This window comes from Pseudomonas sp. SA195 (genome assembly GCF_054131565.1).
In genome coordinates this window covers 1,218,630-1,230,453 of the sequence record NZ_CP096392.1, presented here as the reverse complement: position 1 = coordinate 1,230,453, position 11,824 = coordinate 1,218,630, and the positions used below count along the sequence as shown (strand labels likewise).

Sequence of the window (11,824 nt, the reverse complement as noted above, 5' to 3'; positions counted from 1 at the left end):
CGAAGCGCTCAGGCCAGCACGAATAGTACTTTGGTGCCTGCCGCTTGCTGCGATGGTCGCGGTTCAGGCCTGCCCGGCGATGCGCTCGATTAGACGCGCCTGCAGTTGCTCCAGCGCTTGCGGGTCGGCCTTGCCCGAGGCGTGCGCGCCCAACCCCTGGTCCGAATACCGCGGCACGATATGCACATGGATGTGAAACACCGTTTGCCCGGCGGGCGTGCCGTTGAATTGGGCGATCTGCACGCCATCGGGCTGCAGTTCATCGACGATGACACGCGTTAGCCGCTGCACCACCGTCATGACCTTGCTCAGCGCCTCGGTGTCGACGTCGAGGATGTTACAGGCCGCTGAGCGCTTGGGAATGACCAAGGTATGCCCGTAAGACTGTGGAAAGAGATCGAGAAACGCCAGGACGTCTTCGTCCTCGTAGAGCTTGTAGCAGGGCGCATCGCCGCGAATGATCTGGGCGAAAATGTTCTGCGGATCGTAAGGCGTAGTCAGCGACACGGGGACTCTCCAAGGCAGGCGGAAAGCCCCGACCATAACGGGAACGGCCGCCCGCGCCAAGGATGCTGAAGCCGCGGGGTTTAGCGCAGGGCGTCGGCCTGGGCGGCGTAGTCTTCGCTGTTGATTTCGTGTGTCCGCAACACGGCTTCGAGCTCGTCGCGGATCGGCGCATGGGTGACCTGCTCGAGCAGCGCTTCAAGCTTGCGGATGACCCACTTCTGCCCACGGTCCACCAGCGCCAGCCGCTCGCCGATATCCGGAATGGCCATGCACTTTTCGTAGAAGGCGCCCCGCTCATGACCCGGCTCCACGTCGAGCAATTGCAGGCAATTGCGCAGGCGCCGGCAGCTATCCGCCTCGCCACGGTGTACCTGCGCCAGCACGCTACGCTGCACATCGCTCGTGGCTTCGTCGAGGCTGGCGCTGGCGACCAGCGCGCCCGCTCGCTCGGCGCTGAGCAGTTCGTCCAGCGCTTCGACCAGTTGCTGCCGCTCCATACCCAAGCTCTGTGACGTCATATCGACTCTCCTCTGCCATGCGCGCCGGGAGGCGCCTCGCCCTAATCCTAGTGGCGCGGCGCAGCGATGCGGAAATGAAAGTTAGTGCCGCCCAACAGCAATGTTTTTGATTTCAACCAGCTGGATGAGTCGCCGTATTGCGGCGATTGCCGGCTTCCCGCAACACTTGAATAAATTTTATTGCACTTAAAGGCCATTATTATTCCTTTGCAACAACTCAAGCAGCTCACCAAACTGTTTCACGCTCCGCTTTGTGTTGCACCCCCGATCGCCTCGAGAGCTTCGAACAGGCCATGCGATCTGGCGGGTGCACGCCTTTCTTCCTTGCGTGCAACGAGTGACTTCATGCCTGACGTGATTCCAGCCGGCGCCGCCGGCGAGCGCTACAACTACCACATCGTCCGCCAATTCACCCTGATGACCCTGACATGGGGCATCCTCGGGATGGGCCTGGGCGTGTTCATCGCGGCCCAGCTCGTCTGGCCGCAGCTGAATTTCGACCTGCCCTGGACCAGCTTCGGGCGCATTCGGCCTTTGCACACCAATCTCGTGATCTTCGCTTTCGGCGGCAACGCGCTGCTGGCCACGTCGTTATATGTGGTACAGCGCACCAGCCGTGTGCGGCTCATTTCCGATGGGGTGGCGCGTTTCGTCTTCTGGGGTTGGCAGGCGGTGATCGTCGCGATGCTGGTCAGCTATCCGCTGGGCATCACCACATCGAAGGAATATGCCGAGATGGAGTGGCCCATCGCGCTTTGGCTGACGCTCGTCTGGATCGCTTACATGTGGTTGTTCTTCGGCACTATCGCGCGCCGCCGCGTCAGCCATGTGTACGTCGGTAACTGGTTCTACGGCGCCTTCGTCATTGTCACGGCGATGGTCCATGTGATCAATCACATGCTGGTGCCGGTGACCTGGTACAAGTCCTACCCGCTGTATTCCGGCGCCACCGATGCGATGGTGCAGTGGTGGTATGGGCATAGCGTGGTCGGCTTCATCCTGTCGGTGGGCTTCCTGGGGATGATGTATTACTTCGTGCCGAAGCAGGCCGAGCGACCTATCTACTCCTATCGCCTTTCGATCGTGCATTTCTGGGCGATCATCTCGATCTACATTTGGGCCGGCCCACACCACCTGCACTACACCGCCCTGCCGGAGTGGGCGCAAAGTCTCGGTATGGTGATGTCTATCATCCTGTTGGCGCCGAGCTGGGGTGGCATGATCAACGGCATGATGACCCTCTCCGGTGCCTGGCATAAGCTGCGCACCGACCCGATCCTGCGCTTCCTGGTGGTGTCACTGGCCTTCTACGGCATGTCGACCTTCGAAGGGCCGATGATGGCGATCAAGACGGTCAACGCCCTGTCGCACTACACCGATTGGACTATCGGCCATGTGCATGCCGGCGCCCTCGGCTGGGTGGCGATGATCAGCATCGGTACGCTGTATCACATGATTCCCAAACTCTGGGGACGCGAGCAGATGCACAGCGTCGGCCTGATCAATGCACACTTCTGGCTGAGCACCATCGGCACCGTGCTCTACATCGCATCGATGTGGGTCAACGGCATCACTCAAGGCCTGATGTGGCGGGCGATCAACGAAGACGGCACTCTGACCTACTCGTTCGTCGAAGCGCTCGAAGCCAGTCATCCAGGCTATCTCGTGCGCCTGACCGGCGGTGGACTGTTCGCCTTCGGCATGCTGCTGATGGCCTACAACACCTGGCGCACCGTGCGCGCTGTCCAATCCGCTGAGGACGCGCCGATTCCTAACCTGGCAAAGGCGGGTTGAACCATGGGACTGCTGATCTGCCTTACCGTCATCTGCGTGTCCGGAGGCCTACTGAGCCTGACCAGGCTGGACGACCGCGCCGCTGAGCAGAGCGCGTTACTGCCCTTTGCTGACGACCCCGACGCGGCGCGGCGTGTAGCCGCCGAGACAGGGTTGGTCTGCGAGCGTGTCGTGCGCCCTGCTGAACAGCCGGAACCACCCTTCTCATTCAGAGCCTGATGCGTACGTGCCTTCACGAATACATCCCAGCTAGACTCGGGCAGGTGTGCCTGCCGCGCCACTTCCGCGGTTACCGCTTCGAAGGCAGAACGCACACCCAACCGACCCCATCGGAGATTGTTCATGCATGACCTGTCCAGCTTCGCCATCACCCAGAAATGGCCCGCTAGCTATCCTGACCGCCTGCAGCTCTACTCGCTGCCAACGCCGAACGGCGTGAAGGTATCGATCATGCTGGAAGAAGTCGGCCTGCCGTACGAGCCGCATTTGGTGAGCTTCGAGACTCAAGACCAGCTGTCCGACGAATTTCTCTCGCTGAATCCGAACAACAAGATCCCTGCCATTCTCGACCCCGACGGGCCGGGTGGCGAACCTCTGGCACTGTTCGAGTCGGGCGCGATCCTGCTCTACCTGGCGGAGAAGACGGGCCAGCTCATCCCAGATGATGCTGCCGCTCGCTACGAAACGATCCAGTGGTTGATGTTCCAGATGGGCGGCATCGGCCCGATGTTCGGCCAGCTCGGCTTCTTCCACAAATTTGCCGGCAAGGACTATGAGGACAAACGGCCACGCGACCGCTACCTCGCCGAAACCCAGCGCCTGCTCGGCGTGCTGGAAAAGCGCCTCGAAGGCCGCGATTGGCTCATGGGCGGGCGCTACAGCATCGCCGATATCGCCACCTTCCCCTGGGTGCGCAATCTGGTCGGTTTCTACGAGGCACGCGAGCTGGTCGAGTTCGAGCGCTTCGTCAACGTACAGCGGGTATTGGATGCCTTCGTCGCACGACCCGCGGTGGCCAAGGGATTGAACATTCCAGCTCGCGGCTGAGCCGTCAGATCACCTTTGCCGCCCGCCCGATGAACTGGATCGGCCCGGTCGGCAGACCGGTCGGTGAGCCGGTGGGCTGTTCCAGCGTCAGTTCGAACAGCTGGTTGGGCTGCAACGGCGGCAGATCGTCGAGCCGAATCCTTACCGGCTCACCCGGCTTGACCAGCCCGAGGGAGACAGGTGCCTGCCAGCCTTCGGCCTTGGTCCAGAGCTGCAGGGCTTTATCCGGCGGCAACTCGGTGACGCCCAACGGAATCAGCTCGATCTCCTGCGTTCGATTGCTGGCCTGCACCACCCAACCCGGTGACAGGTCCTGCGGGGCAGCGAGCACCACGAGCCAGGTCGGCGAGGGGTCTGGCGGAATGCGCGTCACCAGCAAGGCCCCAAGTACCAACGTAGCGGCCATGCCAGCCGCAGCAAAACCGCGCCACAACGACAAGCTGTCCCACCAGCTCGACCGGCGCGCTGGTGCTACCGGAACAGCCTGACGATTCGCTTCGTCCAGGGTGCGTTGAATGCGATTCCACAAACGCGGCGAAGGTGTCTCTGGTTCGACCAGGTCGGTCAGGTGATGCAGCCGCGCCTCCCAGTAGTCGACCGCTGCTTGCAGTTTAGGCTCGACGGCCAGGCGCGTTTCGACCGCCTCACGGTCTACCGCATCGAGGGTGCCAAGCACATATTCACCGGCAAGCTCGTGCAGGGTCTCGTGCGAATCATTGGGTTCGTTGTTCATCCGATGCACTCACGAAGGGCGGTCAGGCTGCGGCGGATCCAGGCTTTCACCGTGCCCAGTGGCGCACCCAGGCGCTGGGCAATTTCCTGATGCGAATAGCCGTCGACGTAAGCGTGAAACACGCAATTGCGGCGCACCGGTTCGAGTTGTTCGAGACAGGCTTCGATCCTGCCGGGGTTTACCCGCCAATCGAAGGCGTCGGTCTGTTCTTGCCAGCCATCGAGGGCTGTGTGCTCGATGTCGCCCTCCTCGTCCGGTTCCATCTGGACGTGGCGGGCATTGTTGCGTACTGCGTTCAAGGCCAGATGGCGGGTCAGGCTAAAAATCCAGCCGCGGGCCGAGCCACGCGTCTGATCGTATGTCCCGGCCTTGTTCCAGATGCGGATGAAGGCGTCATGGACGATGTCTTCAGCCAGGGCCAGGTCGCGCACGATGCGCTGCACTACGCCGAGCAGGCGCGGGCTCTCCTGCTCGTAAAGATGCTGCAGCGCTGAGCGATCGCCACGCGCGCAGGCGCGCAGTGCCGCTTCGTAATCGAACAAGGGGGATTGCGACACGGAATCTGCCATTGGCTGGTTATCGACACCCCCGGCGCATGCATGCCGGGGAGTCAGAGCATAGAGGCGATCAGCGCTCATATCGAGCAGCTTTTCACCCGCTGCGCTTTACTCACTTGCTCGCCCAGAACAGATAGTCGGCCTGGTAATCGACGACCTGACGCTCGCCCTCGTTGGCCGCTGCGCACGCCTTTTCCGGCGCTACGCCGCCCTTGGTCGCCACACGCTGGATGTAGGTCACGCCGGTCATCGCGCCCTTGCCTTCAGCGGGATTGGCCTTGACCAACTGGTGCGGGATGTTGCCCTCGCCAGCCGGCGCGACAGCGACCTGAGTCCCGGTCACCTTGGAGCCATCCATCGATTCCCATGTGGCGGGCGGGCCGTAATAGGTGCCGACCTGCTTGCCGCTGCGGTCGTTGAGCGCTGCCTTGGGCCCCATGAATACCCACGCCATCTGACCGGGCATGTCCGTCTTGGCTTGGCACTCGTAAGTGATCTGGCCGACGCCGACCGTCTCCATCGCGACCCTGTGCCCGTCCGGTACGCGCACGGCTTCAGGTACGTTCATTTGAGCGAAGGCGCTGGCAGAGCATCCGAGGGCCAGTGTCAGACCGGTCAGGCAGAGAATATTTTTCGCGTCCATTTTTGTGTCTCCGGGTAGTGATCGGGTTGAGCGGCGAGGTGGCCGCTACCGGTACTACCCGCCAGACGCCGGAACGGATGCACGGTGTATGAAAAAAATTTGGGACGCCGAATCCTCTACAAACAAGTCGGTGAAACCCCGAGCGCTCCGACGGGCAATGTCGATCCGCACCCACCGCATTCGACTAGCGATTGGACGGAACCCGTGCCGCCACCGCACTACCGGCGGGAATCCTCTCCGCAGGCTATACAGACAAGGCCTAACCTCACCTCACGCTCAAGGAGCCCTGCATGAAAATCACCCCTTACCTTACGTTCGATGGCCAGGCGCGCGACGCCTTTACGTTCTACCAGCACGTGCTGGGCGGTGATCTGGAAATGATGACCTTTGCCCAGGCGCCGGAGTCAGAGCATTTCCCGGCCGAACACCGCGAACGGATCATGCACGTGTGCCTGACGCTCGGTGACGTCCGGCTGATGGCCTCGGACACCATGCCGGGCGATCCGGCCTGTGGCGGCGGGTCGTACGAAGGCATCAAGGGCTGCTCCATCTCATTGCATCCCGAAACCATCGCCGAGAGCGAACGTGTATTCGACGGCCTCGCTGCGGGCGGCCAGGTCATCATGCCGTTGGAGAAAACGTTCTGGGCCGAACGCTTCGGCATGCTGGTCGACCGCTTTGGCGTGTCGTGGATGGTCAACTGCGAGCCGACGTAAAGCGTTCCTCCAACGACGTCGCCATGACCTGGCTGAGCGGGTCATGGGTCAGTTGCGTGGCTGGGCAACGCCTGGCCACGCGCTCGGGATCGATGCAGCCGCCAAGCGCGCAGCCACGCTCTGTTGGTCGCCGGGCCGCTTTTGTTATAACGTATCGCGCCCAACGCGTTGCGCCACTCCGTGCGCACGTCCCGCAAGCCCCGCTTCGAGTGATCCATGCCCGCCCCAGCTGCTACAACGCCCTCCGCGACACGTCTGCAATCCATCGACGCGCTTCGCGGGCTGGTCATCCTGTTCATGTTGCTCGACCACGTTCGCGAAACCTTTCTGCTGCACATGCAGGTACCCGACCCGATGGACGTCAGCGTCACCGAGCCGGCACTGTTCTTCAGCCGGACCCTGGCGCACCTCTGTGCCCCGGTGTTCATCTTTCTCACCGGGCTCTCTGCCTTTCTCTACGGCGAGAAGCAAACCGGGCGCGCCGCAGTGTCGAGCTTTTTGCTCAAGCGGGGGCTGTTTCTCGTGGTGCTGGAGTTCACGCTGGTGAATTTCGCCTGGACGTTTCAATTTCCGCCAGGCGTCATCTACCTGCAGGTGATCTGGGCGATTGGCTTGAGCATGCTTGCCCTCGCCGCATTGCTCTGGCTGCCTCGGCCAATGCTCGCAACGCTTGGTCTGGTGATCATCGCCGGCCACAACCTGCTCGACCCCCTGCAGTTCGCCGAGGAATCGGCCCTGCATGTGCCATGGGCGATCCTGCATGACCGAGGGTGGATCGAACTGTCCGATAACCTGCGTCTGCGCACCTCCTATCCGCTGTTGCCCTGGATCGGAGTGATTGCGCTGGGCTATGCCGCCGGCCCCTGGTTCGCTCGAGGCACCGATTCGGTCCAGCGTCAGCACTATCTGGTGAATGCCGGCCTCGCCGCATTACTGGCATTCGTCGCCCTGCGACTGGTCAATGGCTATGGCGAGCAGCCCTGGAGTGGCGGCGAGGATGGCCTGCGCACGCTGATGAGTCTGCTCAATATCACCAAGTACCCGCCCTCGTTGCTGTTCCTCTGCCTCACGCTCGGTTGCGGCTTGTTGCTGTTAAGGGCCTTCGAGCGCAGTCAGGCACAGCGCTGGATACGCCCGCTCACCGTCTTAGGCGCAGCCCCGATGTTTTTCTATCTGCTTCACCTGTACGTGCTGAAGCTGCTGTACATCGCCGCGGTGGCGGTCTGGGGCCTTAATCGTGGTACGCACTTCGGCTTCGACGCGGTGTGGCCGCTGTGGATCAGCACCCTGATACTGGCGGTGGTGCTCTTCCCGGCGGTGCGCTGGTTCGCCGAGTTGAAGGCGCGGCGGCGGGATATCGGCTGGCTTAAATACCTCTAGCCAACCGAACCAGGCCGCGCGTCATTCAGCGCACCCGCCCGCTTGCGCCGAGTACCGCGAGGAACAAGCCCGGCAGTAAGAAGCCAGGCGCCATCCAAACGAAGGTTTCCGCCTCGGTCGAAAGACCGATGGCGACGCATGCCAGGCCCGTGGCGAGCATCGGTACGGCGGACATCAGGTAGGGATATCTGCGTGAGCGCATGCCGAAGGCTCCGGTGAGCAGCGGTCGATAGTACCCAGACCCGACGTGGCCCCTGGTGGTTCGGCTCGCTCAGGTGCTATTCGTCAGGGTCGCGAGCATCGCCCGCATGTCTTGCCAGTGCGAGCCCTCCCAGAACAGCCCGCCGCAACCATCGCAGCCCTGAAAGCGGTCATGCCGCTGCCGTACACGCTCGGGCAAGCGCGCCCACACCTGCTGCTTGTCCACGGCGTGCAGCGGCCGATTACAGGCCAGGCACAGGCTGAAGGGCGCCATGTGCGTGGCCAGGTCCAACCGAGAGTAGAGTTCGCGAAACTGATCGGCCGGCCGCTGCGCATGCACGTAGCAACCGTAGCGGACCACGCGGCGCATCAGCAGCGCACGGTCACGGGTCAGCAGGATGCGCCCTTCGCGATTGGCCTGGTCGGCCATCGCGGCATCTTCGAAGCCGTTGTCGTAGAGCGTATCGAAGCCGGCCATACGCAGCAGCCGCGCCAGCCCACCGAGGTGGGCGTCGGCCACGAAACGGGGTTGCCCGTCCGGCCTTGGCGGCTGAAACACGCCGAGGTCCAGTCGCTCGAAGCGCGGATAGACAGCGACGCGGTCGCCGTCTTCTATTAGCCGCTCGAGCCCGACTGGCTCACCGTCGATCAGCACCAGGGCCACCTCGGTGTGCGGCACGCCGAGGGCTTCGATCATATGTTTGGTGGTGGCGTCGCGGGCGCAGCGGCAATGCAGAGCCTGGCCGCGGCGCTCGGCGGGAAGGAAGGCGTTCAGCCTTGCATAGAAGCGGAATGTTGCGTGCGTCATCGGGCAGCCTGACCGCCGCGCCGCCGCGCGGCATGTCTGCTCCTGTAGGGCCTTGATCAGATCAATTTATAGCCGATCGTGGCGAGCATGATCGCCAGGCAAGGGCGCAGCACGGCATCCGGGACACGCCCTGAGAGGTTGCTGCCCAGGTAGATACCCGGCAGCGAGCCGATCAGCAGGTAGGTCAGAATGGTCCAGTCCATGTTGCCCATGCTGGCGTGGCCGAGGCCGGCAACCAGTGTCAGCGGCACGGCGTGTGCGATTTCGGTGCCCACTAGGCGCCTGGTCGCGAGCAAGGGATAGAGGAAGAACAGCGCCACTGTTCCCAGGGCGCCGGCGCCAATCGAGGTCAGGGTCACCACTGCCCCAAGGATGACACCCACCGCCACCGTCAGCGCATTCAGGCCGCGCGGCGAGAGGCGCGGTGTCGGCCCGGAGAGCCGCGCGGCGAACGCAAGCAAGCGCTTCTTGAACAGCACCGCCGCGGCCGTCAGCACCAACACCACGCCCAGCGACTGCTTGATGATGGCGTTCAGGGTCTCCTGGTCCGAATGCAAACCCTTGAGCAGCCAGAGCGTCAGCGCGGCGGCCGGCACGCTGCCGAGGGCCAGCCAGCCAGTGATCGACCAATCGATGTTGCGGTTCTTCTGATGCACCCAGACGCCGCCCGCCTTGGTGATCGCTGCGTAGAGCAAGTCGGTGCCGACTGCCGCCGCCGGATTGACACCGAACCAGAGCAGGATCGGCGTCATCAACGAACCGCCGCCTACGCCGGTCATGCCGACGATGAAGCCCACCAGCAGGCCCGCCACTACAAAGCCGAGAACAGTTATTTCCATCGCGCACACCACCTGAAGGCCGCTAGGGCCATGTCGATGACGCGCAGCATAACGGGATCGACTAGCAATCCTTAATATAAGTTCGTGCTTTCTTAGTACCGAAAAGATATATGCGATCCCGATTCCGCCTGACGCCTTGCTTACCCAGAACCTGAGTTGCAGACAGGACGGCGAGGCAGGACCATGCTGGCATTCGATCGACACGGGAATACATACGTGGATCTGCTTTTTCTCGGTACCTCGTCCGGCACCCCTACGCGGGCACGCAACGTCAGTGGCGTCGCGCTGCTCGAAGGCAGCGGCAAGGGCTGGTATCTCGTCGACTGTGGCGAAGCGACGCAGCATCAATTGCTGCGCACGCCATTGACGCTGCATGGCCTGCGAGCGATCTGCATCACCCACGTGCACGGCGATCACTGTTATGGCCTGCCCGGCCTGCTCGCCAGCGCAGGGATGGCACGCCGGGAGGCGCCGCTGGACATCATCGCGCCTGCCGCTATCGAGGGCTGGGTGCGCGCCACGCTCGAGATGAGCCTGAGCGGTTTGCCGTACGAGCTGCGCTTTCACGCCACCGAGACCTTTCAGGGCTGGCGCAACGCCCAGGTGATCGTGTCGGCTGCTTCACTGTCCCACCGCGTGCCGAGCTGGGGCTTCAGCTTCACCGAGGCACGCCCCGACCCGCGGCTCGACATCGAGCGGCTGGAGCGCGACGGCATCCCCCGAGGTCCGCTATGGGGCCAGCTGGCGCGTGGCCTAGACGTGATTCACGAGGGAGCGACGCTGCACAGCGAGGCTTACCTGCAGCCGACGCGCACGCCGCGTCGCGTAGTGATCGCCGGCGACAACGACTGCCCGGCGCTGCTGAGCGATGCCTGCCAGGGCGCGCACGTTCTGGTGCATGAGGCAACGTACACCCAGGCCATCGCCGAAGCCGGCAAGGCCGAATTCGGCCACAGCACGGCCGCCCAGGTGGCCCGCTTCGCGGAGCAACTCGCGCTGCCGAACTTGGTGCTCACGCATTTCAGCGCGCGTTATCAGAGCTCTCCCGGGCGAGGCCTGTCGATCGAAGACATCCGGGCCGAGGCCAACCGTTATTACGCCGGGAATTTGATCCTGGCCGAAGACATGCTGCGGCTGCACCTCGACGTGAACGGCAAACTGAACGTCGCAAGCTGACGATGGCGTTGAAGGCCCGTCCTAGAGCGGATAGGCTTCACCCAAACCATTACCTGAGGCACCCCTGATGAGCGCCCACAAAAGGCAACTGCACGACAGCCCGGCTCGCTACGGCACACTGAGCCGATTCTTCCATTGGAGCATGGCCGCGATCCTTGCCTGGCAATTCGCGACGGCACTGGCTCACCTGCTGCTCGAAGACACGGCCATCGAGGGCTTTCTCTGGGGCACCCATAAAGTTGTCGGCCTGCTATTGATCGGGCTCGTGGTGTTACGTGGGCTTTGGTCGCTCTACAACCGGGGCCACCGCCCCGCCTCGCTCAGCGCCATGGCTACACTCGGCCACCTGGCACTGTATGCGCTGATGCTCATCGTCCCGGCCATTGGCCTGCTGCGCCAATACGGCTCGGGCCGGGCATTCGAGCCGTTCGGCATTCCACTGATGGCCGGCTTCGACAACGGCCCCATCGACTGGATGACCGCGCCTGGCGTGCTGCATAGCTGGCTGGGCTGGCTTCTGCTAGTACTAGTGGTCGGCCATGTGGCTATGGTCGTAGCCCATCGCCGTCGCCCTAACGATGAGGATGTTCTGGCGCGGATGCTGGGTAATCGGCAGGCAGCGCCGGCCCGCTCGAAATAGCTTCTGAAGCTGACCGATGCGCAAACGAGCATAGCCAAGCCACTCCGCCCGACGGGAATCGAGCAGTGTCCTCTCCGTTCCCGTCGAAACATGGGCATTCAAATATCTCTAAATCGAGATATATTCTCGTTTACAAGGCATTCTCAGGAACTTAGTCTTCCGGTCGATGCTGCAAGCCAGGCGCCTGGCCGTGCGGTGCATTCCAGGCTGCACGCCGCTTCGTCAGCATCCCGTTCGCGCCGTGAGGGGCGGCCCGCCCTCCACC

15 protein-coding genes are annotated in these 11,824 nt (G+C 62.9%); 7 read left to right on the top strand and 8 right to left on the bottom strand.

Annotated elements, in window-relative coordinates:
* Positions 1–63 precede the first annotated feature (63 nt).
* Together M1D78_RS05615 and M1D78_RS05610 are read right to left on the bottom strand one after the other, a co-directional pair.
* Positions 64–507, bottom strand: coding sequence for an HIT family protein (locus M1D78_RS05615; protein WP_437420180.1), 444 nt, complete (start codon positions 505–507; stop codon positions 64–66).
* An 80-nt stretch (positions 508–587) separates the two neighbouring features.
* Positions 588–1,025: a DUF6306 domain-containing protein gene (locus M1D78_RS05610; RefSeq protein ID WP_437420181.1), complete on the bottom strand. Its 438-nt coding sequence runs from the start codon at positions 1,023–1,025 to the stop codon at positions 588–590.
* 345 nt (positions 1,026–1,370) lie between these two features.
* Here M1D78_RS05610 and ccoN point away from each other — a divergent pair, with 345 nt between their 5' ends.
* From ccoN to M1D78_RS05595, 3 genes are all read left to right on the top strand, one after another.
* Positions 1,371–2,819 (top strand): cytochrome-c oxidase, cbb3-type subunit I, encoded by a 1,449-nt coding sequence (ccoN, locus tag M1D78_RS05605; RefSeq protein WP_437420182.1) that lies wholly within the window; start codon positions 1,371–1,373, stop codon positions 2,817–2,819.
* A gap of 3 nt (positions 2,820–2,822) precedes the next feature.
* Positions 2,823–3,038, top strand: coding sequence for a hypothetical protein (locus M1D78_RS05600; RefSeq protein ID WP_437420183.1), 216 nt, complete (start codon positions 2,823–2,825; stop codon positions 3,036–3,038).
* Between the two features lie 123 nt (positions 3,039–3,161).
* Positions 3,162–3,866 (top strand): glutathione S-transferase N-terminal domain-containing protein, encoded by a 705-nt coding sequence (locus M1D78_RS05595; RefSeq protein WP_437420184.1) that lies wholly within the window; start codon positions 3,162–3,164, stop codon positions 3,864–3,866.
* A gap of 4 nt (positions 3,867–3,870) precedes the next feature.
* Here the strand turns inward: M1D78_RS05595 and M1D78_RS05590 are convergent, their stop codons facing one another.
* The 3 genes from M1D78_RS05590 to M1D78_RS05580 form a co-directional block, all read right to left on the bottom strand.
* The gene (locus M1D78_RS05590) at positions 3,871–4,599 is read right to left on the bottom strand and encodes an anti-sigma factor (protein ID WP_437420185.1); all 729 of its coding nucleotides are present in this window, start codon (positions 4,597–4,599) and stop codon (positions 3,871–3,873) included.
* Complete coding sequence (locus tag M1D78_RS05585; protein ID WP_437420186.1) at positions 4,596–5,156, bottom strand: sigma-70 family RNA polymerase sigma factor; 561 nt, start codon at positions 5,154–5,156, stop codon at positions 4,596–4,598. The genes M1D78_RS05590 and M1D78_RS05585 overlap by 4 nt, the downstream gene beginning before the upstream one ends.
* A gap of 112 nt (positions 5,157–5,268) precedes the next feature.
* Positions 5,269–5,799: a DUF3455 domain-containing protein gene (locus M1D78_RS05580; RefSeq protein ID WP_437420187.1), complete on the bottom strand. Its 531-nt coding sequence runs from the start codon at positions 5,797–5,799 to the stop codon at positions 5,269–5,271.
* 290 nt (positions 5,800–6,089) lie between these two features.
* On the opposite strand from M1D78_RS05580, the gene M1D78_RS05575 reads away from it, so the two are divergent.
* Complete coding sequence (locus M1D78_RS05575; RefSeq protein WP_437420188.1) at positions 6,090–6,515, top strand: VOC family protein; 426 nt, start codon at positions 6,090–6,092, stop codon at positions 6,513–6,515.
* A 216-nt stretch (positions 6,516–6,731) separates the two neighbouring features.
* Entirely contained in the window at positions 6,732–7,895 is a 1,164-nt protein-coding gene (locus M1D78_RS05570; protein WP_437420189.1) for a DUF1624 domain-containing protein, read from the top strand.
* Positions 7,896–7,920: 25 nt separating this feature from the next.
* On the opposite strand, the gene M1D78_RS05565 is transcribed toward M1D78_RS05570, so the two are convergent.
* The 3 genes from M1D78_RS05565 to M1D78_RS05555 form a co-directional block, all read right to left on the bottom strand.
* On the bottom strand, positions 7,921–8,097 hold the full coding sequence (locus M1D78_RS05565; protein ID WP_437420190.1) for a hypothetical protein: 177 nt from the start codon (positions 8,095–8,097) through the stop codon (positions 7,921–7,923).
* Between the two features lie 69 nt (positions 8,098–8,166).
* Complete coding sequence (locus M1D78_RS05560; RefSeq protein ID WP_437420191.1) at positions 8,167–8,904, bottom strand: Mut7-C RNAse domain-containing protein; 738 nt, start codon at positions 8,902–8,904, stop codon at positions 8,167–8,169.
* Between the two features lie 56 nt (positions 8,905–8,960).
* A complete protein-coding gene (locus M1D78_RS05555; protein ID WP_437420192.1) occupies positions 8,961–9,743 on the bottom strand; it encodes a sulfite exporter TauE/SafE family protein in 783 nt (260 codons plus the stop codon).
* A gap of 216 nt (positions 9,744–9,959) precedes the next feature.
* On the opposite strand from M1D78_RS05555, the gene M1D78_RS05550 reads away from it, so the two are divergent.
* On the top strand, positions 9,960–10,919 hold the full coding sequence (locus tag M1D78_RS05550; RefSeq protein WP_437420193.1) for a ribonuclease Z: 960 nt from the start codon (positions 9,960–9,962) through the stop codon (positions 10,917–10,919).
* 67 nt (positions 10,920–10,986) lie between these two features.
* A complete protein-coding gene (locus M1D78_RS05545; protein ID WP_437420194.1) occupies positions 10,987–11,559 on the top strand; it encodes a cytochrome b in 573 nt (190 codons plus the stop codon).
* Positions 11,560–11,824: the final 265 nt, after the last annotated feature.

Coding starts and splice junctions, on each gene's coding strand:
- M1D78_RS05590 (WP_437420185.1), bottom strand. CDS start 4,599: ATGAACAACGAACCCAATGATTCGCACGAGACCCTGCACGAGCTTGCC.
- M1D78_RS05560 (WP_437420191.1), bottom strand. CDS start 8,904: ATGACGCACGCAACATTCCGCTTCTATGCAAGGCTGAACGCCTTCCTT.
- M1D78_RS05595 (WP_437420184.1), top strand. CDS start 3,162: ATGCATGACCTGTCCAGCTTCGCCATCACCCAGAAATGGCCCGCTAGC.
- M1D78_RS05575 (WP_437420188.1), top strand. CDS start 6,090: ATGAAAATCACCCCTTACCTTACGTTCGATGGCCAGGCGCGCGACGCC.
- M1D78_RS05610 (WP_437420181.1), bottom strand. CDS start 1,025: ATGACGTCACAGAGCTTGGGTATGGAGCGGCAGCAACTGGTCGAAGCG.
- ccoN (WP_437420182.1), top strand. CDS start 1,371: ATGCCTGACGTGATTCCAGCCGGCGCCGCCGGCGAGCGCTACAACTAC.
- M1D78_RS05555 (WP_437420192.1), bottom strand. CDS start 9,743: ATGGAAATAACTGTTCTCGGCTTTGTAGTGGCGGGCCTGCTGGTGGGC.
- M1D78_RS05565 (WP_437420190.1), bottom strand. CDS start 8,097: ATGCGCTCACGCAGATATCCCTACCTGATGTCCGCCGTACCGATGCTC.
- M1D78_RS05570 (WP_437420189.1), top strand. CDS start 6,732: ATGCCCGCCCCAGCTGCTACAACGCCCTCCGCGACACGTCTGCAATCC.
- M1D78_RS05545 (WP_437420194.1), top strand. CDS start 10,987: ATGAGCGCCCACAAAAGGCAACTGCACGACAGCCCGGCTCGCTACGGC.
- M1D78_RS05600 (WP_437420183.1), top strand. CDS start 2,823: ATGGGACTGCTGATCTGCCTTACCGTCATCTGCGTGTCCGGAGGCCTA.
- M1D78_RS05580 (WP_437420187.1), bottom strand. CDS start 5,799: ATGGACGCGAAAAATATTCTCTGCCTGACCGGTCTGACACTGGCCCTC.